Annotated in this window: 24 protein-coding genes and 2 tRNA genes; 21 read left to right on the top strand and 5 right to left on the bottom strand. The window is 29.5% G+C overall.

The features are described 5' to 3' along the window. Positions 1 to 157 precede the first annotated feature (157 nt). From truA to Q0881_RS09330, 4 genes are all read left to right on the top strand, one after another. Positions 158 to 892 carry a tRNA pseudouridine(38-40) synthase TruA gene (truA, locus tag Q0881_RS09315; protein WP_299159341.1) on the top strand — a complete coding sequence of 245 codons (735 nt, stop codon included), beginning with the start codon at positions 158 to 160 and terminating at the stop codon, positions 890 to 892. After that, a complete protein-coding gene (locus tag Q0881_RS09320) occupies positions 892 to 2658 on the top strand; it encodes an ABC transporter ATP-binding protein (protein ID WP_299159343.1) in 1767 nt (588 codons plus the stop codon). Before truA ends, Q0881_RS09320 begins: the two co-directional genes overlap by 1 nt. Before the next feature lie 69 nt (positions 2659 to 2727). After that, a complete protein-coding gene (locus Q0881_RS09325; RefSeq protein ID WP_299159346.1) occupies positions 2728 to 3183 on the top strand; it encodes a hypothetical protein in 456 nt (151 codons plus the stop codon). Positions 3184 to 3668: 485 nt separating this feature from the next. Then, positions 3669 to 4265 (top strand): hypothetical protein, encoded by a 597-nt coding sequence (locus Q0881_RS09330; protein ID WP_299159348.1) that lies wholly within the window; start codon positions 3669 to 3671, stop codon positions 4263 to 4265. A gap of 210 nt (positions 4266 to 4475) precedes the next feature. On the opposite strand, the gene cdaA is transcribed toward Q0881_RS09330, so the two are convergent. After that, positions 4476 to 5258 (bottom strand): diadenylate cyclase CdaA, encoded by a 783-nt coding sequence (gene cdaA / locus Q0881_RS09335; RefSeq protein ID WP_299159351.1) that lies wholly within the window; start codon positions 5256 to 5258, stop codon positions 4476 to 4478. A gap of 34 nt (positions 5259 to 5292) precedes the next feature. Further along, positions 5293 to 6114 (bottom strand): dihydropteroate synthase, encoded by an 822-nt coding sequence (gene folP, locus Q0881_RS09340; protein WP_299159521.1) that lies wholly within the window; start codon positions 6112 to 6114, stop codon positions 5293 to 5295. Between the two features lie 80 nt (positions 6115 to 6194). Here folP and Q0881_RS09345 point away from each other — a divergent pair, with 80 nt between their 5' ends. The 5 genes from Q0881_RS09345 (at position 6195) to Q0881_RS09365 (ending at position 9951) form a co-directional block, all read left to right on the top strand. Continuing rightward, positions 6195 to 6740 carry a DUF1599 domain-containing protein gene (locus tag Q0881_RS09345; RefSeq protein ID WP_299159355.1) on the top strand — a complete coding sequence of 182 codons (546 nt, stop codon included), beginning with the start codon at positions 6195 to 6197 and terminating at the stop codon, positions 6738 to 6740. Between the two features lie 16 nt (positions 6741 to 6756). Further along, entirely contained in the window at positions 6757 to 7731 is a 975-nt protein-coding gene (locus Q0881_RS09350; protein WP_299159357.1) for a DoxX family protein, read from the top strand. 46 nt (positions 7732 to 7777) lie between these two features. Further along, complete coding sequence (locus Q0881_RS09355; protein WP_299159359.1) at positions 7778 to 8803, top strand: GyrI-like domain-containing protein; 1026 nt, start codon at positions 7778 to 7780, stop codon at positions 8801 to 8803. Between the two features lie 67 nt (positions 8804 to 8870). Continuing rightward, the gene (gene crcB / locus Q0881_RS09360) at positions 8871 to 9242 is read left to right on the top strand and encodes a fluoride efflux transporter CrcB (RefSeq protein ID WP_299159361.1); all 372 of its coding nucleotides are present in this window, start codon (positions 8871 to 8873) and stop codon (positions 9240 to 9242) included. A gap of 4 nt (positions 9243 to 9246) precedes the next feature. Beyond that, positions 9247 to 9951 (top strand): crotonase/enoyl-CoA hydratase family protein, encoded by a 705-nt coding sequence (locus Q0881_RS09365; protein ID WP_299159363.1) that lies wholly within the window; start codon positions 9247 to 9249, stop codon positions 9949 to 9951. Positions 9952 to 9978: 27 nt separating this feature from the next. Here the strand turns inward: Q0881_RS09365 and Q0881_RS09370 are convergent, their stop codons facing one another. Next, on the bottom strand, positions 9979 to 10584 hold the full coding sequence (locus tag Q0881_RS09370) for a DUF1684 domain-containing protein (protein WP_299159366.1): 606 nt from the start codon (positions 10582 to 10584) through the stop codon (positions 9979 to 9981). A 426-nt stretch (positions 10585 to 11010) separates the two neighbouring features. Here Q0881_RS09370 and Q0881_RS09375 point away from each other — a divergent pair, with 426 nt between their 5' ends. The 5 genes from Q0881_RS09375 to Q0881_RS09395 all read left to right on the top strand — a co-directional run bounded on the left by Q0881_RS09375 (position 11011) and on the right by Q0881_RS09395 (position 13514). After that, positions 11011 to 11241, top strand: coding sequence for a hypothetical protein (locus tag Q0881_RS09375; protein ID WP_299159369.1), 231 nt, complete (start codon positions 11011 to 11013; stop codon positions 11239 to 11241). Positions 11242 to 11397: 156 nt separating this feature from the next. Further along, positions 11398 to 11472 (top strand) — tRNA-Pro (locus tag Q0881_RS09380). A 622-nt stretch (positions 11473 to 12094) separates the two neighbouring features. Further along, positions 12095 to 12613 carry a hypothetical protein gene (locus Q0881_RS09385; protein ID WP_299159372.1) on the top strand — a complete coding sequence of 173 codons (519 nt, stop codon included), beginning with the start codon at positions 12095 to 12097 and terminating at the stop codon, positions 12611 to 12613. A gap of 202 nt (positions 12614 to 12815) precedes the next feature. Further along, on the top strand, positions 12816 to 13061 hold the full coding sequence (locus tag Q0881_RS09390) for a hypothetical protein (protein WP_299159374.1): 246 nt from the start codon (positions 12816 to 12818) through the stop codon (positions 13059 to 13061). Between the two features lie 276 nt (positions 13062 to 13337). Further along, complete coding sequence (locus tag Q0881_RS09395) at positions 13338 to 13514, top strand: hypothetical protein (RefSeq protein ID WP_299159375.1); 177 nt, start codon at positions 13338 to 13340, stop codon at positions 13512 to 13514. A 532-nt stretch (positions 13515 to 14046) separates the two neighbouring features. Here Q0881_RS09395 and Q0881_RS09400 read toward each other — a convergent pair. Then, entirely contained in the window at positions 14047 to 14982 is a 936-nt protein-coding gene (locus Q0881_RS09400) for a hypothetical protein (RefSeq protein WP_299159377.1), read from the bottom strand. A gap of 99 nt (positions 14983 to 15081) precedes the next feature. Continuing rightward, positions 15082 to 15231: a hypothetical protein gene (locus Q0881_RS09405; protein ID WP_299159379.1), complete on the bottom strand. Its 150-nt coding sequence runs from the start codon at positions 15229 to 15231 to the stop codon at positions 15082 to 15084. A gap of 793 nt (positions 15232 to 16024) precedes the next feature. On the opposite strand from Q0881_RS09405, the gene Q0881_RS09410 reads away from it, so the two are divergent. From Q0881_RS09410 to ccsA, 7 genes are all read left to right on the top strand, one after another. Further along, positions 16025 to 16098: transfer RNA gene (locus Q0881_RS09410), tRNA-Thr, on the top strand. Between the two features lie 102 nt (positions 16099 to 16200). Further along, the gene (gene udk, locus Q0881_RS09415; RefSeq protein WP_299159523.1) at positions 16201 to 16806 is read left to right on the top strand and encodes a uridine kinase; all 606 of its coding nucleotides are present in this window, start codon (positions 16201 to 16203) and stop codon (positions 16804 to 16806) included. Between the two features lies 1 nt (position 16807). Beyond that, entirely contained in the window at positions 16808 to 17125 is a 318-nt protein-coding gene (locus tag Q0881_RS09420; RefSeq protein ID WP_299159380.1) for a septum formation initiator family protein, read from the top strand. Further along, the gene (locus Q0881_RS09425) at positions 17125 to 18474 is read left to right on the top strand and encodes a methylmalonyl-CoA mutase subunit beta (RefSeq protein ID WP_299159382.1); all 1350 of its coding nucleotides are present in this window, start codon (positions 17125 to 17127) and stop codon (positions 18472 to 18474) included. Before Q0881_RS09420 ends, Q0881_RS09425 begins: the two co-directional genes overlap by 1 nt. Continuing rightward, entirely contained in the window at positions 18467 to 20530 is a 2064-nt protein-coding gene (scpA, locus tag Q0881_RS09430; protein WP_299159385.1) for a methylmalonyl-CoA mutase, read from the top strand. Before Q0881_RS09425 ends, scpA begins: the two co-directional genes overlap by 8 nt. 4 nt (positions 20531 to 20534) lie before the next feature. Next, entirely contained in the window at positions 20535 to 21413 is an 879-nt protein-coding gene (locus Q0881_RS09435) for a phosphatidylserine decarboxylase (RefSeq protein WP_299159387.1), read from the top strand. Positions 21414 to 21509: 96 nt separating this feature from the next. After that, on the top strand, positions 21510 to 24659 hold the full coding sequence (ccsA, locus tag Q0881_RS09440; RefSeq protein ID WP_299159389.1) for a cytochrome c biogenesis protein CcsA: 3150 nt from the start codon (positions 21510 to 21512) through the stop codon (positions 24657 to 24659). The last annotated feature ends 46 nt before the right edge of the window (positions 24660 to 24705 follow it).

The raw sequence follows: 24705 nt of genomic DNA on the forward strand, positions 1-24705 counted from the left end.
TACAACAAAACTAATAAATCCAAAACAGTAGAGACAATAATCACAAACAAAAAACTACACATAATTATATATGAACAATACAGAAGTATTTAATTTACTTAAGACATCAAACTAAGTCTATAATTTCATAATTTAGCTTTTTAAAATTTCATTTTATTTGAGGTATTTTATCGAGTTAGCTTATAACGGAAAAAACTATCATGGTTGGCAAGTACAACCAGACGCAATTACAGTTCAAGAAAAAATAAATAAAGCTATTAGCACAGTACTTAGAGAAGAAATAAGTATTGTAGGTGCTGGTAGAACAGATGCTGGTGTGCATGCCTCACAAATGTTTGCACATTTTGATACTGACAAAAAACTTGACAATAATTTTGCTTTCAGACTAAATTCAATTTTACCTGATGATATTGTTATTTTTAGCACTAAATTGGTTCACGATGAAGCGCATGCACGTTTTGATGCTAGCAGTAGAAGTTATGAATATAAAATATGGCTTGGCCGCAATCCTTTTTTATTAGATAGCTCTTGGCAATTATATAAACAAGAGTTAAATATTGATCTAATGAATCAAGCAGCAGCTATTTTATATGATTATGAAGATTTTGAATGTTTTTCAAAAGTAAAAACTGAAGTCTTCACTTTTAATTGCAACGTAACAAATGCAAAATGGATTTTAAAAGGAAATGAACTAACATTTCACATTAGTGCCAATAGATTTTTAAGAAATATGGTAAGAGCTATAGTAGGTACTTTAATGGATGTTGGCTTAGGTAAAATTACAATTGACGATTTTAAAAAAATTATAGAAAGTAAAAATAGAAGTAACGCAGGAACATCGGTACCTGCAAAAGGATTATTTTTAACGCAAGTAGCATACGATTATATATAGTGAGTACATCAACAGGAAAAGCATTCGACATTAAAATTTTTGTAAGACTTATGAGTTTTGCAAAAAAATACCGCACTCGATTTTTTATAGCTGCAAGTTCTACAATATTACTCGCAGGTTTCTCGGTATTGAGCCCAGTTATTTTAATGACTGCTATTGATGATTTTGTAGCTAATAAAAATCCAACAACTTTATTATACTATACTATAGCAATGCTTGTCGTATTGTTAATTCAAGTATTATTTCAGTTTAGTTTTATTTACAATGCCAATTGGGTAGGTCAGCATATTATAAAAGATATTAGAACCAAAACATTTAAAAAAATACTCGATTTTAAAATGAGCTATTTCGACAACTCTTCGGTTGGAAAACTAGTAACTCGAGTAGTTTCTGATATAGAAACAATTGCAAATTTCTTTACACAAGGGGTTTTTATGATTGTTAGTGATATTTTAAAAATGATTGTGGTTATTATTGTAATGGTATTTACCAATTGGAAACTTACCATAATAGCACTAGCAACCTTACCTGTTTTAATTTATGCAACAAAACTTTTTCAAATAGCAATAAAATCAACATTTCAAGATGTACGAAATCAAGTAGCAAATCTTAATGGTTTTGTACAAGAAAGAGTAACAGGAATGAAAATTGTACAGCTTTTTAATCGCGAAAAAATTGAATATCAAAATTTTGTAAAAATTAATAACAAGCATAAAAAAGCACATATAAAAACTGTTTGGTATTATTCTATTTTTTTTCCAATTGCCGAAATCTTATCATCTATAGCTATAGGTTTAATTGTTTGGTATGGAGGTTTACAAGTAATTGAAAATAGTGCGATAACAATAGGAGCAATTATTGGTTTCATTAAAATGGCACAAATGTTATTTAGACCACTTCGTCAAATTGCCGATAAGTTTAATCAACTACAAATGGGAATTGTAGCTGGAGAACGTGTTTTTAAAGTAATTGACACCGAAAGCTCAATAAATAAAAAAGGAAACATTACAACAGAATCTTTACAAGGAAACATTAGCTTTAAAGATGTTCGTTTTAGCTATATAAAAGGAGAAGAGATTTTAAAAGGAATAAGCTTTAATGTTAAAAAAGGAGACACTGTTGCTATTGTTGGTGCTACAGGAGCAGGGAAATCAACAATTATAAACCTTATTAACCGTTTTTATGAAATTGACAATGGTTCAATATGTATAGATGAAATTCCTGTTGAAGAATATGAAATTAACTCTTTACGCAAAAAAGTAGCTATCGTTTTACAAGATGTTTTTCTTTTTTCAGACACTATCTTAAATAATATTACTTTAAAAAACGAAAACATTTCTCTTGAAGAAGTGCAAAAAGCCGCGAAACAAATTGGTATTCATGAATTTATTATGAGCTTACCAAACAACTATTCATACAATGTTAAAGAACGAGGAGCAATGCTTTCCTCTGGACAACGCCAATTAATTGCTTTTCTTCGAGCCTATGTTAGCAAACCAAGTATTTTAATTTTAGATGAAGCAACTTCTTCTGTCGACACTCATTCTGAACAAATGATACAATATGCTACAGATAAAATAACAAAAAATAGAACGTCTATAGTAATTGCTCACCGACTAGCAACCATTAAAAATTCTGATACTATTATTGTTATGGATAAAGGTGAAATAGTAGAACAAGGCAACCACCTTGAACTACTAAAAAAAGACAACGGCTATTACAAAAACCTCTATGACAAACAATTTAGCTCCGAAATTATTTCATAAATAATTTGTTTAAGAGTCTCAAAACAATAAATTTGTTGCTCAATCTTAAAAACTAAAAATCATTCAATCATGAAAAAAGTAATTTTATCAGTATTCGTTGTCGGAGCATTATTAGCAACTTCATGTAAAAACGCAAAAGAAGAAACTAAAGCAACAACTGATGCTGCTGTTGAGGCAACAGAAAAAGCTGCAGAAGCTACAAAAGAGGCTGCAACTAAAGTTGTAGAAGAAACTGAAGCGGCAGTAGAAAAAGCTACAGAAGCTGTAAAATCTGCATTAGAAGGTGTTACAATTCCTGAATTTAAAGACGAAAAAGTTGGAGAATACTTAAACAATTATGCTACATACGCTAAAGATTATATCGCTGCTAAAGGTGATGTTCTTAAAAATGCTGAATTAGCTAAAAAAGGTGTAGAATTAGCTGCTAAAGGAAAAGAAATCGCTAGTTCTTTAGACGCTGAAGGTGTGAAGAAATTTAACAGTGTAATGACTGCTATTCAATCTAAAATGGCTCCTGCTAAATAATTTTAGATTATTATAAAAATTAAAAAGCTCGCTAACGCGAGCTTTTTTTATTTTTTAATTTAATTAATCGATAATTTTTTTTGTTTAATAATTATTGATTCATACTACTTTAACTTAAAAAATTTATTTTTAAAAAAACTCAACCATTTTTTGCGAGACTTATTGAATCATATGAAAACAAATATAACATGAGTTTCCTGAATTAGAACTTGAGATAACTATTGTCCAAAACCTCTATAAAAACTTCTAATAACCCAAATCAATATAAATTTCTTATTTATCCTTTTAACTAAATCACTCTAGTTTTATAACAAAAAATAAAAATACAACTATGCAAACTCACATAAATATTGAGTTTCGTAAATTATTGTAACAAACAAAAATGTAACAGTTTTGTAACAAAATAAAATTGATAAACTGTAACATTTTAATAATTAATGTATCTAATATGTTAAGTTTTAAACAATCTCTAAAAGTAAAGTTACATGGTTAATAAATTAATAAACTTAAAAGGTTCAATTACCAAAACCCTATTATTAGAAAGTACTTCTTTATGGTTTAGTACAGAAGAGTTTAATGATGAAATTTCTTTAAAATCTATTGTCAATAAAAATTCAAATAAGTATTTAAACGATCATGCTAATGTTAATTATTCTTCAATTATTAAAATTGAGATGAATGAAGACTCTAAAAAGATTAATATAGATTATAAAGGAAAAGAAGAGGAATCAATTAGTTTTATTTTTGAAAGTATAGAATTAGCGCATGAAGTAGGTGGATTTATTGCCAGTAAAACATCATTAATAAAAAACATTAAACCAGAAGGGTATCTAAAAAAACTCTTCTACAATAACAATATACTCTGGGTATTAGGGATTATTTCGATAACAATTTTAGGGTATAGTAAATTCTTTAATGCTGGTTTTCCTGAAAAAGGAAAACTATTTAAGATTTTAAATTTTCTACATAATTCTATTGGCGCTAACGGAATCCTTATAATTGGAACTATAATAACAAGCTATTTTACAATAAAAATTTTACAAAGATTTTCAAAAAAAGTAAACGATATTGTGTATAAATAAAGGAAAGATTGAAAAATAAGCCTTATTATAACTACAATCTTTTAATAAAAATACTTAACCAGTTAATTTCTCTATTATTAGGTTTTTCACTGTTCTTAAGGATTATGAAAAACAACTAACTCTGTAAAGTTATTTTACTTGTTTGGGAAAATGCAGTTATTGAAGTAAAAAAATAATAGCAATAGTTTTTTATAATTTTAGTGCTCTTCTTTATGCAGTTAAATCTTTTTGTAATTTCTTAAATAACTCTTCTGGAGTTTTATACAGCACAAACTCTCCGTTATTTATATACGATATTTCTCCTGTTTCTTCAGAAACTAACAAACAAATAGCATCTGTTTTTTCAGTTACACCAATAGCTGCTCTATGCCTTAACCCAAATCGAGAAGGAATCTTAGTACTATCAGAAACAGGTAAAACAACGCGTGTAGCTATAATATAATTATCTCTAATTACCGTAGCTCCATCATGTAATGGACTGTTCTTATAAAAAATACTTTCTATAATAGCCTCGTTTATTAAAGCATTCATTTTATCTCCAGTATTCACCAAAAAGTCAAGATTATTTGTTTTCTCAATAACTAACAACGCACCTGTTTTTGTTTTTGATAAATTAATACATGCCTTTAAAATAGTTTCAATATCTATTTCTGAATTAATTTCTGATTGCAAAAATTTCAATTGATTTAAAAAACCACGTTTAGTAGAAAAATTTGTGGTACCAATCATTAATAAAAACTTTCTTATTTCTTGTTGAAATACAATTATCAACGCAATAACACCTCCAGAAAGCAAATAGCCTAAAATACCGCTTAACATTTCCATATGAAGTGCTTGAGTTATCTTCCATATTAAAAAAATTAAAGCAATACCAATAACAATATTAATAGCTACTGTTCCTTTTAACAATTTATATATATAATATAGCAATACGGCTACTAAAATAATATCAAGTACATCAAGAAACGAAAAATCGATAAAATCTAAACTCATTTATTCTATTGAAGTTTTAGTAAATGTAATCATTTTATGATAATTGTTCCACTATTTTAATAGTTTCAACTGCTTCTTTCACATCATGAACTCTTAGAATATTAGCACCATTTAGCAAAGCAATAGTATTAGCTACAGTAGTTGCATTTAAAGCTTGCTTAGGTAATATACCTAGCAACTTATATAACATTGATTTTCTAGAAACACCTGTTAAAATTGGAACCTCTAAATTTTTAAATAATGCTAATTTTTGTAATAATTCATAGTTGTGTTCTGATGTTTTTCCAAAACCAAAACCTACATCAACAATAATATCATTAACTTTTAATTGGCGAAGTTTAAATATTTGATCCGTAAAAAATGAAGTTATTTCAACAACTATGTCTTTATAAGTTGGTTTTTCTTGCATATTCATTGGAGTACCTTGCATATGCATCATAATGTATGGCACTTGTAATTTTGCAACCATTTCAAACATTTTGCCATCCATCAAGCCTCCAGAAATATCGTTAATTATTGCAGCGCCAGAATTAATAGTTTCTTCCACTACCCTACTTCTAAAAGAATCAACAGAAATAATAATTTCAGGAAAATTATTTATTAATAATTCAACTACAGGTGTAATTCGCTGTAATTCTTCTTCTTCAGAAATATGCTTAGCGCCAGGTCTAGAGGAATAAGCTCCAACATCAATAAATGTTGCTCCTTCGTTTAGCATTTTTTCTGCTTGATGTAAAATCTCTTTTTCATTTTTATATTTACCTCCATCAAAAAAAGAATCAGGAGTAATATTCAAAATCCCCATAACTTTGGGAGAAGTGAGGTCTATTAAACTTCCTTTACAATTAATTGTCATCATAATAAATTTCCAAGTAAAAATAAACGAAAAGCTTGTAATATTTACTATTTTTGGTCGATTACTTTTAAATAAAGAAGATGCAAAACACATCCAAACAATACGATGCCGTTGTTGAAGAATGTAGAAGTTTGTTTACAAAAAAAATGAGTGACTATGGTAGCGCTTGGAGAATACTTAGACTACCTTCATTAACCGATCAAATATTTATAAAAGCTCAGCGTATACGTCAATTACAAGAGAATACCGAGCGTAAAGTAGATGAGGGTGAAAAATCTGAATTTATTGGAATTATTAATTATTCAATAATGGCCTTAATTCAATTAGAGCAGGGAGTTGTTGAACAGCCTGATTTAAATACAGAAAAAGCAACCATTTTATACAATAAGCATATAAAAATTACCAAAGAGTTAATGGAAAACAAAAACCATGACTATGGTGAGGCTTGGAGAGACATGAGAATTTCTTCTTTAACAGATTTAATTCTTCAAAAACTACTTCGAGTAAAACAAATTGAAGATAACCAAGGAAAAACAATAGTTTCAGAGGGAATAGACGCAAATTATCAAGATATGATTAATTATGCTATTTTTGCTTTGATTCATCATTCAGAATTAGATAGTTAAACCTAAACCCTTAAAAATGATTTTAAAAACTTTAACACATATCTCAAGAGTTCTAGTAGGACTTTTATTTATTTATTCAGGATTTGTAAAATTGGTAGACCCAATTGGTTCTCAATATAAATTCCAAGAATATTTTAGTGAGGGCGTATTAAATATGGAATTTTTAATACCTTATACTTTACCTTTTGCTATTCTATTAATTGTATCAGAATTAGTTTTAGGAGTGATGCTTCTTGTTGGTTTTAAACCTAAATTCACTGTTTGGAGTTTATTTAGCCTTAATTTAATTTTCTTATTCTTAACATGGTACTCTTATACTTATAATAAAGTTACCGATTGTGGTTGTTTTGGTGATGCTTTAAAGCTTACACCTAAAGAAACTTTTTACAAGAATGTAGTATTCATGATTTTTATTGTGATTTTAATTTTAGGATTAAGACACATTAAGCCTTTAATTTCTAAAAAAGTAGGATCATTAGCTACGTATGCTTCAATATTCTTTTCTCTAGTAATTGTGTATCATGTTTTAAATCACTTGCCTATTATAGATTTTAGAGCATATTCTATAGGAACAAACATTGCCCAAGGCATGGAATATCAAGAAGGAAGTGACGAAGTTCCACCTATTCATGATTTTGCTATTGAAACAGATGATGGAGATCAATTAGAAAATATGCTTGCTAAAGAGAAAGCAATGCTTATTATACTTTACAATTTTGATAAAACAGAAAAAGAAGGATTACCTGCTATTTCAAAAGTAGCTGCAGATGCTAAAACTAAAGGATATGAAGTTTATGTTTTAACTGCTTCTTATATTGAAGATTTAGCTGCTACTCAAAAAGAAATGGGGCTACCTTATACCTTTGGTTTTTGTGATGAAACTGCATTAAAAACTGTAATTAGAGCTAACCCAGGTGTTGTTACTGTAGAAAAAGGTGTTATAGTAGGAAAATGGAATTGGACAGATGCTGATGATATAACCTTAAGATAAAGATTTAAAAATCAGTAACTTTACAATAAACAAAACTACAATAATCATGAAAATCTTAAAATACTTACTACTTCTTCTAGCTGCGGTAATTGTTATAGGCTTAATTTATATTGGCACTTATTCTGGTAGTTATGATGTAAAAAGAAGTAAAGTTATTAAAACTCCAATATCACATGCTTTTAATACCGTAAATGATTTAAAAACTTGGGAAAAATGGGGTCCTTGGCACGATGAAGATACTACTATTGTTGTTACTTATGGTGAAAAAACTGTAGGTGTTGGTGCTTCTGATAGCTGGACCAGTAAAGACGGGCCAGGGAAAATGGAAACAGTAGCACTAGTTAAAAACAAATCTATTGATCAAAAAATTTCTTTTATGGACAATGATCCTGGAGATATTTATTGGACTTTTGAAGAAGTAGCCGAAGGCACTAATGTAACTTGGGGTATGAAGGCTGAAGATTCTCCATTCGTATTTAAAATGTTTGCAGCACTTTCTGGAGGTTGGGACAATATGCTTGGACCAATGGAAGAAAAAGGATTAGACAACTTAGAAAAAGTAATTTTAGAAACAATGCCTGAAGCTCCAAAATTTACTTTAAGTGAAATTTCAACAGAAGAACTTCCTGAAAAAGTTTTTATTGGCTACCCTCATAAAATTAAAATTGATCATGATGAAATGACCCGTTTATTTATGCAATACATGCCAAAAGCAGGAATGTATGCCGCTAAAAACGGCTTAAAAGAAGGTGATTATACTCCTGGATCTGTATATACTAAATATGATGAAGCATCTGGAGAAACAGAGTTTTATATTGGCTTGTTATTAAACAAAGATCTTACACCTGACAAAGGAATGGAAGTAATTAAATTACCTGCAGGAAATAACATTATGATCTCAAAATTTGGTAACTATGGTGACGGTGATTATGATGCTCACATGAAAATAGCCGAGTATTTAGAGGAAAATAAACTTACTCAAAAATGGCCAATTTGGGAACTTTATGCTAATGATCCAAGTAAGGTAAAACCAGCAGAAATTCAAACAGACATATACTACCCTATTAAATAAGGGCACAAAAACTATATATGAATAAAACCTCACAAAATTTGTGAGGTTTTATTATTTTCGCATAGATATGAAACAACTAGTATTAGTTTTTATTGGTGGTGGAACTGGAAGTGTTTTACGATACCTTATTGGTAAACTTTTAAACAATTCGGAAACAGGAATTCCTTATGGTACTTTTGCTGCAAATGTTTTAGGAAGCCTTTTAATAGGAATTATTCTAGGGTTAGCTGCTAAAAACGAAACCTTAAGCCAAAGTCATACCTTATTATTAGCAACTGGTTTTTGTGGTGGTTTTACCACGTTTTCAACCTTTGCTTACGAGAATCATATTTTCTTAAAATCTGGAGATTTTACTTCATTTGCTTTTTATACAATAGCTAGTTTCATCCTAGGTTTTTCAGCAGTTTTTGCTGGAATCCATTTAATTAAATTTATTTAAACACATGAATAACCTTATTCAATATACATCAAAAGATAATTATGTAATTATTACAATTTCTAATGGAAAAGCCAATGTCATTTCGCACGAAGTAATAATGGCTTTAAATTTAGCATTAAATCAAGCAGAACTAGAAAAGAAAGTTGTTATTTTAACAGGGCAACCAGGAATATTTTCTGCTGGTTATGATTTAAAAAGCATGACTGCCTCTCCTGAATCTGCTTTAGATTTAGTAACCAAAGGCTCAAAATTATCGCTTAGAATGCTATCGTTTCCTTTTCCTATTATTATAGCGTGTAGCGGGCATGCAATTGCCAAAGGAGCATTCTTATTACTATCTGCCGATTACAGAATAGGAACTGAAGGTGATTTTAAAATTGGTCTAAACGAAGTTATGATAGGAATGACAATGCACAATGCTGGTATTGAAATAGCCAAAGCCCGTTTAGCTCCTATTTATTTGGAACGAAGCATAAGCAATTCAGAAATATACACTCCTACAAATGCTATTACAGCAGGTTTCTTAGATAGAATTGTTCCTGAAGACCATTTACTACCTACTGCTATAAAAATTGCAGAAATGTTTTCTAAATTAAATAAGAAAGCACATGCAGAGACTAAAATAAAAGTTCGAAAAAACTATTTAAACTTATTACAAAAAGCAATAGAACAAGATAGTAAGGAAGGTTTAAGTCCTCCATCTAAATAAAATAAAAAACCTGCAAATGCAGGTTTTTTATTTTTTATAAGCCATAACACCAGCTTTAATTTCAGTATTTATATAATTACTTCTAGGCGTAATAGGGCAAGAATAACGGTCGCTATACGCACAATAAGGATTATAAGCTTTATTAAAATCAATAGTAATAGTACCATCATCATTTTCATCAGAAGTTAAAACCTCTACAAAACGCCCACCTTGGTAGGACGTTTTCCCATTAGTATCATCTAAAAAAGGTAAAAACAAATAATCTTTATATTTTGGAGATGGATTTTCATCTTGATAAATTGCTAATTCAAAATCTTCATCATTAATCTTAAAAGAAACTACCCCATATTTTTTATATACAGCAACTCTATCGGTTGTAGTTGGAAAATTAAAAGTTGGAGCGTCTGGCGTTTTATTTAATTTTGCTCTTACTTTATATGCATTTGAAATTGGAAAAAAATCCAATCCTCTAAATTTTCGTAGTCCTTTTTTAGTTAACGGAGATTTAGAAGCGTCTTTAAATTTAGAGTTCATTTCGGTTTGAAAATCAGATTTCCCTAAAATTTCTCTTTTCTTTTGACTATTACATGACTGAAACACAACAATTAATAGTACTAATAATACTTTCTTCATTTAATATATACAGTTTAAAATCAAGATTCAAGGTAAAAAACCTACAAAAATCTTCAACTCAATTTAGACTTCAAAAATACTTTATTCTCAATAATTTTCTATAACTAAATGAATAATCATCAACAAAACGCTAGATATCTGTTAAATTTCTGTAAATAAATTTGACAGAATAATTAAAAATTATTATATTTAACTCAATAGACAGCGTCTATGATTGAAAAAAAGGGTGGATTTTCACTCTTAATTACGATATAAAGAAAATTTATAAAAAAATAAAATAATTTGATGAATTTATTATAGGTTAAATCAAAGATTAATATATATTTGTCGCCCAATTTATTTATAGAAAAAATAAATCTTTTTATTTAGAATCAATTACCAGACTCATTCTAAAAAGAAAATTTAATTAAAATTAGTAGATATTTTATGAACTCAGAATTAATAAGTAAAGCAGATGAATTTGAAACTAGAAAGTTCAAATTTATTACTACTAGTGATAGAATATTAGCTTCAAGAGAGGCCAAAGCTTTAATATTAGAAATCAACGAAGTATACAAAGAAACTAAAGATGCCGCCTTAATGGACGCTATGAAACGATTAACTGTTGTAAAACAGCGAATTGAAAAACGTTTAAAAGGTAAACCTTTAACTGCGTAACATTAAACATAACAATAAACAATAATTTATAACGTTTATTAAAGCAGATAGAATAATACTTTTCATCAACTATTATTCTTTATAATATTTATTCTTGATAAAAGTTCTAGGCATTCCCTAGAACTTTTTATTTTTAAAATATATTTGTTTACAATTCGGGATGTAGCTTAGTCCGGTTAAAGTGCACGGCTGGGGGCCGTGAGATCGGAGGTTCGAATCCTCTCATCCCGACTAAAAACAGAGTAGTAAGCTAAATAACAAACACTTACACATATAAATATAAAATATTTATGTCAAATATGTGTCATCTTTTATCACTGCTCAATTCATTAGAAATGAGACGGTAATAAAAAAATATCAAATTTAAAAATCTCCAGTTCCGCAAGTTTATAGACTATAAACTTGCGGAACTTCGTAAAAACAAAGACTGGTTAATTGTTTACTTTGTAAAAATTCCAACTACAAATGAATTAAAGCGTTTTAGAATAAGAGCCCCTAAAATTTCTCCATTGCATGAGCGTACACAACACTCAAAAAAAATGATTGAGATTATTAATAATAAATTACAGCTAGGATGGTTGCCTTTTTTTAAAGCCGAAAATAATAAATACAAATCAATAGACTATGTTTTTAACAATTTCTAAAAACTAACTATAATTATTAAAACCAAGTTCCTCAATTTGTTTGAATTGCTCTTCATTGGTCTATTTTTTCATAATACCGTAGAATTACTCTCAAAATAATACGTTCAGTTTTGTTTTTTACTTTTTGGAAGCCAAAACGGTCATTACGGAAAGAAATAAGTAAATGCTCTTTGAAATTCTTTTACCTTGTATGTATAAATAAAAAAAATATGAAATTTTTAAAATTATTACCCGTAGCCTTCGTTGCTCTATTTATGAGCTGCAGTCCAGAGCAATTAACATCAGAAGAACTGTTATACAATTCAGAGATTGCGCATCCAAAAAAACAAAATGAATCCAAAAATTCTAAGAGTGGAATTATTCATGTGAAATTAGAATTTGGCCCTGTTAATAAATATGGAAAACTAGAATATTCGGATATTCATACAATTGAATATAATTTTGACGAACCTTCAGAAAGTATATCTGAAACTTTAAAGCATAGAATTGCTGTGAATACAAAAACAAAAGAACAAGTTTCAGTCATTATAAATACTGGTGGAGTTAATGAAGACCCTCCTCAAGGATTAATTATAACTTGGCCTGGCTATGTATTCAATTATGCAACTAATTGTTATGTATACGGATATTATTCATATGATACAGATACAGGACAAGGTTCTTTTACAACCGCTGATTTAGCAACACAATCAACAATGAATAATTGTGGTCACGGGGATATCGCTTAAACCTCCATCAAAGAACACCTTACCAAACTCATACTTTTATTAAGTAAATAAAATATAACATTAATAATTAGTAAGTTAAACAACGAATAAGTCTCTTAATTGAAACTTATTCGTTGTATGAAATAATGAAAATTCGTTTTGTTAAAATTTTTAATTAGGGATTTTAACTTTTTAATTGTTATTAATACAAAAACTTCTGATTATGAACAAGTTAAAATCTATATTAATACATTTATTTCCTATGATTAAAAAATTACTTGTAAGTCTTAAATTATTCCGTCTCAATAAAATTGCTCAAAATCATACTAAGTCTTTTAATTATCATTTTCATATTATAGAAAACACTACCGATGAACCTCAAAAAAACAAACACAAACAGCTATTAATTAAGAGCTTAATTAATTTAGAAACGACAAACAAAAGAATATCGGTACTTGAGCCTTCATAAGCTTACAGCTTAATTACACTAGTATCCCATACATTTCAAACATAAAGCTCTTCTACCTGAAATGCCACTGCTTGTTAATTATGGCACTGTACAATTACATCACTTACCCCATCTTCTTTGATGACTGGTTTTAGCCTCCCTTTATCTATCATAACTACACTATTTAATGTTATTTGTTAATTTTAGTTAAGTAAGGTAAATCCTTACTTATTTTATGGTTTTTTATTAACTCTATTATTTTTTACTTTTTAGATTTGAGAAATTAAAACTCAAATTATGTTAAAGAACATTTCAAACTTAGGTTCAACTTTGAACAAATCAGAACAAAAATCTATTAAGGGTGGTGATGGTTTACCTCCTGTAAATGAGCTATGTGTTCCTTTACCAAGAGAAGCAGTTAGGTGTGCTGTACCAATTAACCCTAGTTGTTGTCTTGTATGGGAAACTATTTAAAATTTAAGCGGACTTCGGTTCGCTTAAATTTTACTTATATTCTTCATACTACAGTTTTAATTAATTATGTTTTTTTTTGATAAAAAATCTCAATCTATTTAATGTCTCTTGATTTAACATTTCAAATTTGTCTAATTACATCAATAATCCAATTTTGTTTTTATTCTTATAACAATTCAGATAAATTTACTTCCTTCAAAAAAGAAAATAATTTATTTATAAATGATTTTTACCTACTGATTGTCTTCATTATATTTTATAGTATTATACTACCTCGTTTTTTCTATATTCCGAGAGCAAATTTCTCTGGAACTACATATTGTGGACCAAGTAATATGGATTTTCATATGTTATTTTTAAAATTAGGTTTAATCAGTTCTATTGCAACTCATTTTATTTGGAAAAAACTATCCAAATATGCTTCACTTTAATCATCCTATAACTACACTTTTACTTTAATTTGTTTCTTAAACTTTTGACATAAAAAAACACCTTAAAAAAGGTGTTTGAGATAAGTAGTACATTTTTTAATTTACTTTTTATTATCAAGTAATTTTTTAACTAAGATTTTTAATTCTTTAATCTCTTGAGATTGTTTTACTAGAACCTTAATTTTTTTCTCTTGCTCAATAGTATACAAAGTCAATTCCTCAATTTTTTGTAACAATTTAGAATCCATTTTCCCTAAAAAGAAACCATTCTTTTCTACTTCTTTTGCACTTGGGATATCTTTTAGGTGTCCTTTTTCTTTAATATGTCTTTCTACTTCTACAAGTGTTGGTAAATTGTAATCTTTTTTGAATACAAAATCTGCCCAATTTGAATAAGTTGCTACTTTGATTTCTGTAGCTGCTATTTTCCCATTGACCCCAAGTTTGAAACCTTTAGTATCTTTAATTCCTATCCCTATCATTCCATTTGAATCAATATGAAATGGAGTAGATTTCCAAGCTCCACGATTTTTCCACATTTGAATAGAGAAGTTACCATTATTACCATTCAAAACAGGTCTTTGTGTTGTGTTATTTTTTGATTCTAATTGTATTGCCGCTCCAATTCCTCCACCTACAATCATTTGATGATAGCTTGTTTCTGAACCTTTTATCTCTAACCTTGCATTTGGACTCGTAGTTCCAATTCCCAAGTCACCATCTTTATTTAAATAAAATTTTGCGTACTTTAATTGAGCACTTGCTTGTTCTCCATCACTTATATTCGTAACACCAATCATAAAACTATTTGCATGATCAGTATAAGGATTCCCTATAAACCAATTATTAGTTTGCCCAGTACTAAATATACCTGCGCCTCTGTAGTCGTTATGACTTTTAAGAAATAATCTAGAAGCAACGTATCCTGTTCCATTATCTGCGTTTATTTGAAAATAACTTTCTGTTTGATTTTGGGAATTAACACCTAAACTCATTCCCATTAAAGCTAGGATAGTTATCTTAATTTTTGATCTCATAATAATTTTTAATTTTAAAAATACAAAAATATACTTTTTTACTTACCACAATTATGTCAGAGAACTTTTCAGTTTTAAAGGATCTGAAAACCTACAGTTTTATAAATAACCTCTTACTACTAATTCTGCTTCTCCTATATCCTCAGCTATAGTAATTACATCCCCAGTATCTAAAAAAGATTGCATTTCGTTAAACTCATCTTCTTCATCTCTTCCTGACGTTAATAAATTCAACTGCGTATTTTCCATTAATTATTCTATACATGTTTTTACGTTTTTGTATTAATTTTTGCGTAAGTGAAAACCTACAGTTTTGTTTTTTTATAATTACTTTATATAGCTCTACTTATATATAATAGTGTACCTTACAAAAGGTTTAGTATATAATTTTTTTTTTCAAGTTGATTAATACTAAACTTTATAATTGGAGTCCTTGGCTGATTGATGGCGAGGACTCCTCTTTATATAAATTAATAACTACAGTTTAATTACTCAACAATTTTAACTAGTATTGAAAATTGCTTTAAATCTAGCAATGTTTCGAAATACATTTTTTCTCTTTTTTTAATTATTTATATACTCATAATAATCCTTGTTTTAGTTTTTAGTTTTTTGTTATAGTTTCTTGCAATTTGTTATTTCCGAGTTTAAACACAATTCATTAGTTCTTTTAAAAACTTCTTTAGAAACTTCTTTAGAAACTTATGATCTCTCTCATTCCTATTCTAAAAGCGTATGCTTTTATCAGTAAAAAAACTCCCCCTTTTAAACATAATCTATCAAACTCACTTACATCTTTAGTTTCAAAAATCAAGCTAAATAAAATACCTCTACCTTCATCTCATAGCCTTTTTTACATTTTTTTAATTATTAACTAAAAAAAATAAAATATTTTTTTTAGCACAAAACAAGCCCAAACTTTTAAAAAACAAACAGTTATAAATACTAAAAAAAAGCACAGTGTTTTTAACCTAAAAAAAAGTGAAAAAAGTTTTTGGCAGTATCAAAAAACATTCTATATTTGCAGCGCTTTAAGGCAAAAGCCGATGTAGCTCAGCTGGCTAGAGCAGCTGATTTGTAATCAGCAGGTCGTGGGTTCGAGTCCCTCCATCGGCTCAAAAAATAAAAAGCGCTAACTTAAGTTAGCGCTTTTTTTGTACACATATTTTCCTAAATTTGTCTTGTAATTTTTTATCTTAATTAAACTCAATGAAAAATATATTTGTAATCGGTATTGCTGGTGGAACTGGAAGCGGGAAAACTACTGTAGTAAATCAAATAATTAACGAACTACCACAAGACGAAGTTTGTGTTATTTCTCAAGATTCATATTACAGCCAAACAGATAATTTATCGTACGACGAGCGAACAAAGATAAACTTCGATCACCCAAGAGCTATTGATTTTGATTTATTGGTTCAGCACTTAACCGATTTAAAGAACAATAAAATAATAGAACAACCCGTATATTCTTTTGTTGCTCATAACAGAACAAAAGATACCATAAAAACACATCCAAGAAAGGTTGTTATCGTTGAAGGGATTCTAATCTTCAATAGTAAAGAGTTAAGAAACCTTTGCGACATTAAAGTATTTGTACATGCTGACGCTGACGAACGCCTAATAAGACGTGTACGAAGAGATATTAAAGAACGTGGTAGAGATATAGACGAAGTTTTAAGCAGGTATCAAAGTACTTTAAAACCAATGCACCAACAATTTATTGAGCCAACAAAAAATTACGCCGACATTATTATACCAAATGATCGATACAATACGGTTGCCATAGACATAGTTAGAACTGTAATTAGCGACCGTTTATAAAATGAATTTAAAATCAATTAAAAATAAGTCGTCCTTTAAAATAGCAACCAACATCTATGTTATAATCCTAACGGTATTTGTTGTTTGGATGCTTTTTTTTGATGAAAATTCATATATTACACATAGAGAGTTCAACAATGAAATAGAAGAGCTTGAAACCTGGATAGATTATCATAAAAATAAGATTGAAAAAGATAAAGAAACCATACAAAAACTCCAAGATTCTCTTCAATTAGAACGTTATGCACGTGAAAAATACTTAATGAAGAAAGAGGATGAAGATATTTATATTATAGAATTTGATACGATACAGAAATAATGAGTAATTATTTATTTAATGAATTCAATGAAGTCAGTGCTGCAGAATGGAAGCAAAAAATTCAAGCAGACCTTAAAGGAGCTGACTATAACGAAACACTTCTTTGGAAAACTGATGAAGGAATTACTGTTAAACCTTTTTACTCAAAAGAAGATCGAACACAGTTAAAAACAAATACTTCCAACGAAGGTTTCAAAGTATGTCAGTCTGTTTTTATTGAAGATGAAAAAACAGCAAATATTTTTGCTTTAGACTCACTAAAAAGAGGTGCTAAATCAATAGAATTTAAAGCTAAAAATAAATTTAACTACAGAACTTTATTAAGTGAAATTAACATACAAAATACTGTTCTTTATTTTAACTTTAAATTTTTAGATGCTGATTTTGTTATTGAATTATCTAAATTCATAAAGTCAAAAAACTGTTATTTTAACATTGATATCATAGGTAACCTAACCAATACAGGTAATTGGTTTACCAACTTAAACAACGATCATACAGCATTAGAAAAAATAGCTACTTCAATCGACAATGCTATTTGTGTAAATGCATCCATATATCAAAATGCAGGAGCTAATATTACTCAGCAATTAGCCTATACGCTTGCCCATGCAAATGAATATTTAAATCATTTTGATAGTAATATAGCAAACAAAATTCATTTTAATTTTTCAGTAGGAAGCAATTATTTCTTTGAAATAGCAAAACTAAAAGCATTCAGAATTTTATGGGACGCTCTTTTAAAAGAGTATACCATCAAAAATCAAAAAGCACACATTTTTGCACAACCAAGTTTACGAAACAAAACATTATACGATTATAATGTAAATATGCTACGTACAACATCGGAATGTATGAGTGCTGTTTTAGGAGGAGCTGATACCGTTAACAATATTTCTTACGACGATATTTTCCATGTTTCAAATGAATTTGGCGAACGAATTTCAAGAAACCAGTTGCTAATTCTACAACAAGAAAGCGAATTAGCAAATGCTCAAAATTTTTCTGACGGAGCCTACTACATCGAATCAATTACGCAACAATTAGCACAAAATGCGTTAACAATTTTCAAGTCTATTGAAAAAGGAGGTGGATTTTTAAAACAGCTAAAAGAAGGCGTTATTCAAAGAAAAATAAAAGAATCTGCAGAAAAAGAGCAAGCAAAATTCGATACAGGCGAAATAGCTTTACTGGGAACTAACAAAATTCAAAATGAAAAAGATCTCATGAAAAACGATTTAGAGTTATTTCCTTTTGCTAACATTAGAAATGAGAAAACCCTTATTCAACCAATTATTCAAAAACGACTAGCTGAAAAGTTAGAACAAGAACGATTAAGTAATGAGTAGAAAAGATATTTCAAATATTGCATTAGCAGAAAACAAAGAAGTAGAAAACAAAAACTTTTCTCACGAAAACTTTGTTGCGGGTATTGCACCAAACTTACGTGGTCCCTACTCTACAATGTACGTACGTAGACCTTGGACTATACGACAATATGCAGGGTTTTCTACAGCCGAAGAAAGTAATGCTTTCTACAGAAGAAATTTAGCAGCTGGACAAAAAGGACTTTCTGTCGCTTTTGATTTAGCAACCCACAGAGGCTACGACTCAGATCATGAACGAGTACAAGGAGATGTTGGTAAGGCAGGAGTAGCTATAGATTCGGTTGAAGACATGAAAGTTTTATTCGACCAAATACCTTTAGATAAAATGTCCGTTTCTATGACCATGAACGGAGCCGTTTTACCAATCCTAGCATTTTACATTGTTGCCGCAGAAGAACAAGGTGTGGATCCTAAATTATTAACAGGAACCATTCAAAATGATATTTTAAAAGAATTCATGGTGCGTAACACTTACATTTACCCACCAACACCTTCAATGAAGATTATTGCAGATATTTTTAAATATACATCTGACAATATGCCTAAATTCAACTCAATATCAATATCTGGTTACCATATGCAAGAAGCAGGTGCAACCGCAGAAATTGAGTTAGCTTACACTTTAGCTGATGGACTAGAGTATATAAAGAAAGGATTAGAAGCAGGGATGGATATAGACACCTTTGCTCCTCGCCTTTCATTTTTCTGGGCAATAGGAATGAATCATTTTATGGAAATTGCAAAAATGCGTGCAGGTAGAATGTTATGGGCAAAATTAGTGAAACAATTCAACCCTAAAAACCCAAAATCATTAGCATTAAGAACGCATTGTCAAACAAGCGGATGGTCCCTAACAGAACAAGATCCGTTTAACAATGTTGCAAGAACAACAATTGAAGCCATGGCTGCTGCTTTTGGAGGAACACAAAGTTTACACACCAATGCTTTAGACGAAGCAATAGCACTTCCTACAGATTTTTCTGCTCGAATTGCTCGTAACACGCAAATATATTTACAACAAGAAACACAAATAACTAAGACCGTAGATCCTTGGGCTGGTAGTTATCATGTTGAGCAATTAACTGAAGAAATAGCCAACAAAGCGTGGGAGTTAATTAAAGAAGTAGAAGAATTAGGCGGAATGACCAAAGCGATTGAAAAAGGAATTCCGAAAATGCGTATTGAAGAAGCTGCTGCTAAAAAGCAAGCTAAAATAGATAGCAGTCAGGATATAATTGTTGGTGTAAACAAATATCAATTAGAACAAGAAGATCCTTTACATATTTTAGAAGTAGACAACGAAGCTGTGCGTCAATCACAAGTTGACAGATTAAACGATTTAAAATCGAAAAGAAATCAAACAGATGTTGATGAAATACTTACTGAATTAACTGAATGTGCAAAATCAAATAACGGAAACTTACTAGACTTAGCTGTAAAGGCCGCTAGAAAAAGAGCTACTTTAGGTGAAATTTCTGACGCCTTAGAAAGTATTTTCGGCCGTCATAAAGCAGTTCATAAAACCATTTCAGGCGTGTATAGTAAAGAAATAAAAGACGATAAATTATTTAAAAAAGCTACTGAATTAGCAGATAAATTTGCTGAGTTAGAAGGTAGAAGACCAAGAATAATGATTGCTAAATTAGGTCAAGATGGTCACGATCGTGGTGCTAAAGTTGTTGCTACTGGTTATGCTGACTTAGGCTTTGATGTAGATATAGGTCCACTTTTTCAAACTCCAATTGAAGCAACAAAACAAGCTATAGAAAATGATGTTCATATTTTAGGAATATCGTCATTAGCCGCTGGTCATAAAACCTTAGTTCCTCAAGTAATTGCTGAATTAAAAAAATATGGTAGAGAAGATATAATGGTTATTGTTGGTGGAGTAATTCCTGCTCAGGACTATCAATTTTTATTTGATGCTGGAGCTGTAGGTGTTTTTGGTCCTGGAACAAAAATTGCGCAAGCTGCCATTGACATGCTAACTATTTTAATTGACAGTATAGAAGAATAAAACCATGCAAATAAAATTCATCGATAGAAAGTCTGGCAACACCATTACAGAAACACCTCCTGGAGAAGTTTTTTTAAAGTTATTATACAACAATCCATTTGGTAAAATGGCTTTTTTACCTATAGCTAAACGTAAATTTTTATCTGCTTGGTATGGTAAAAAAATGGACAAACCTAAATCTGTAAAAAAAATAGACAATTTTGTAAAACAACTAGACATTGACATAGATGAAGCTGAAAAATCGGTATCAGAATTCACTTCTTTCAATGATTTTTTCTACAGAAAACTAAAACCAAACGCAAGACCTATTGAAAATGGCTTTGTTTCTCCTGGTGATGGAAAAATGCTTGCCTTTGAAAACATTGACGATATTCATAATTTCTTTGTTAAAGGGCGAAAATTTACACTTAAGGAATTTCTAGGAAATGAAAAGTTAGCCGAAAAACACAAAGATTCTTCTTTGATTATTTTACGCTTGGCTCCAAACGATTATCATCGCTATCATTTTCCCTATAACGGAGTTCCTTCTGAAATGACAAAAATAAAAGGAGATTATTTTTCTGTTTCCCCTTACGCTTTAGCTTCAAACTTCACAAAGGTATTTTGCGAAAACAAACGTGAATATTGCATTTTATCATCTAAAGACAAAGGTGAAATTATTGTAGCTCCTGTAGGAGCAACAATGGTTGGTAGTATTATTGAAACCTACACACCGAACAAACCTATAAATACAGGAGATGAAATGGGGTATTTTGCTTTTGGCGGATCAACTATTGTCTTATTAGTAAACAAAGAAAAAATTACAATTGATCAAGATATTATAAACAACACAAAAAATCGTATTGAAACTTTTGTGAAAATGGGAGAAAAAATAGGACTTTAAACTATTTATTTTAACATTTAAAAATGATTGAAATCATAATTTTATTCCCGCATTAATCCGTAAATTTGCGAAGTTTTATACTTATCAGATTTACAGATGAAAAAAGTTCTAAATATTCTTTACTCAACCCGCTTAATGGCTGTGTTGTTTTTCGTTTTTGCAACTGCAATGGGAATTGCTACTTTTATTGAAAATGATTTTGGCACCCAAACATCAAAAGCTCTAATTTACAATACTTGGTGGTTTGAGTTAATCATGATATTTTTTGTTATTAATTTCTTTGGTAACATTTTTAGATACCGTTTATACAGAAAAGAAAAATGGTCTGTTTTATTATTTCATGTAGCTTTCTTATTTATTTTAATAGGTGCTGGTATTACTAGATATATAAGTTACGAAGGATTAATGATTATTGATGAAGGAGAAACCACCAATACTTTTTTGTCAGACACGAATTATCTTAACGTAGTTATAGATAATAATGAGTTTCAAAAAGAAACTAATAACAAATTATTATTATCTGCTTGGGGTAGTAACTCTGCTAATTTTACAGAATACTTTCAACCTAAAAAAGATGGTGAAAATCATACTATAGAATTTAATTTAGTTGATTATATTCCTTGGGTTGAAGAAAAATTTATAGAAGAAGATAATGCTACCGAACACATTTTATTTGTAGAAAGCTCAAGCGGAAGCAGACACGAACATTATATCAAAAGTGGAACTGTACAAAATATTCACAATATACTTGTTGGATTTAATTCAAAAGAAGGTGGAGCGAATATTAATATTTTTAAACGAAACGATTCTTTAAAAATACTTACAAAAGCTACGGGTAATTTTCAGGTGATGGCTACCCAAGAAAAAGGATTTGTAAAACAAGATACTATCCAAGATTTTAAATTACGATCACTTTATAATGTATCTGGGTTACCTTTTGTTGTACCAAACTACCCCATTAAAGGTGAAGTAAGAACTGTTCGAGGGAAGAAAGACCCTAAAAAATATGATATGGTAGTTTTTGATGTTACTACTAATGAAAAAACTGAACGTATTGAATTAACTGGTGGTCAATTTAATGTTGATGGTCAAAAACAATTTAAAATTGGTGATTTAAACTTTAGAGCTTGGTACGGAGCCAAACAACGTAAAACACCTTTTAGTGTTAAATTAAACGATTTTCAATTAGAAAAATACCCTGGTTCGGAAAATGCAGCTTCATTTGCGAGTGAAGTTACTGTTATTGATAAAAATGAAACTTTTGATTTTAGAATTTTTATGAATAATATTTTACATTATAAAGGATATCGTTTATTTCAATCGAGTTATTCTAATGCTGGTGAAAAAATAGAACAAACGCATCTTTCTATAAACCATGATTCTTGGGGAACTAATATTACCTATATTGGTTATTTCTTATTGTTTTTTGGTTTAATAGCCTCTTTATTTGTTAAAAACACTCGTTTTTATGAATTAAAAAAATCATTAAATAAAATACGAAACAAAAAAGCTTCACTGTCAATTGGATTATTACTTTTTAGTGCTATTAGTTTTTCTCAACACAAACCAACACACCAACCAAAAGAATTATCAATAACTCAAATTGATTCTATTTTACAAAAATCTATAGTAAATAAAGAGCATGCTGATTTATTTAGCCAATTGGTAATACAAGATGCAGGTGGAAGAATGAAACCAGCTCACACTTTTGCTTCTGAATTAGTAAGAAAAGTGGCACACACTGATAATTTTAAAGGATTAACTCCTAGCCAAATTTTAGTTTCTATTACAGAAGCTCCTATGTTTTGGTTAAACGTCCCTTTCATTTATCTTGAAAAAGGGAATACACAAATTCGTGAAATCTTAGGTTTACCTAAAAATGCTAAATATGCTCGCTTTATCGATTTTTATGATCAAAATGGGAGTTCAAAAATTAGCCATTTAGTTATTGAAGCTCAGAAAAAAAGAATTCAAAGTAAACTTGAACAAGATGCTATAAAAATAGAACGAAGAGTTTGGTTGCTTTCTCAAGCATTAGGTGGTGGTATTTTAAGAATTTATCCAATTCCTAATAACGAAGAAAACAAATGGGTTTCACAACCAGAAACTTCACAAGCAAACTTTAAAGGAACAGATTCGGTATTTGTTCGCCAATCTTTACCTGTATACTTTCAATTATTACAAGCTTCAAAAAAGACATCAGATTATACTGAAACTAATAAAATTTTAGATGGAATTAAAAAATTTCAAAGAAAATTTGGTTCAAAAGTAATCCCTACTCAAGATAAAATTCAATTAGAAATAGCTTACAATAAAGCTAACATTTTTGTTAAGTTATCTAAATACTATGGCTGCATCAGTTTATTAATGATTGTATTTGTCTTCTTTCAAATTTTCAATAATAAACCTTGGATTAATTATGTAATTAAAGCTTTTATAGGAATTATCATAATTCTATTCATTACTCATATTTTAGGTTTAGCCTCTCGTTGGTATATAAGTGGAAATGCTCCATGGAGTAATGCTTATGAAACTATTATTTTTGTTGGTCTAGCAACCATGTTATTTGGTTTAATCTTAGGGAAAAATTCTTCTTTAACTATAGCTGCTACTACATTTTTAACTTCTACCATTTTGTTTTTTGCGCATCAAAATTGGTTAGATCCAGAAATTGCTAATCTAGTTCCTGTATTAAACTCTTGGTGGCTATATGTACATGTTTCTATTATTGTTGCTAGTTATGGACCTTTTGCTTTAGGTATGATTTTAGGAGTTTTCTCTTTATTCTTAATTATTTTCACAAACAAAAAGAATAAAAAGAAAATGAAATTACATTTAAAAGAACTAACTACCATTAATGAAATGGCAATAACTGTTGGTTTAGTAATGCTTACCATTGGTAACTTTTTAGGAGGTATGTGGGCCAATGAAAGTTGGGGCCGTTATTGGGGTTGGGACCCTAAAGAAACTTGGGCGTTAATATCTATTATGGTCTATGCATTTATTTTGCATATGCGTTTAATTCCTGGATTACGTAGTAAATACACATTTAATTTATGGTCAATAATTGCATTTGCATCTATTATGATGACATATTTTGGTGTTAATTTCTATTTATCTGGGCTACACTCTTATGCCAGTGGAGATAAAGTAATTACTCCAACTTCTGTATATTACTCTATTTCTTTTGTATTTATCATCGGCTTAATTGCATGGTTTAAACACAAGAAGTTTTACAAAAAATAATTATAATAAATTAGAATGACGTACTTTTGCGCGTTGTTAAAAAAGA

The organism is uncultured Tenacibaculum sp. (assembly GCF_947494125.1).
Taxonomy (GTDB): domain Bacteria; phylum Bacteroidota; class Bacteroidia; order Flavobacteriales; family Flavobacteriaceae; genus Polaribacter.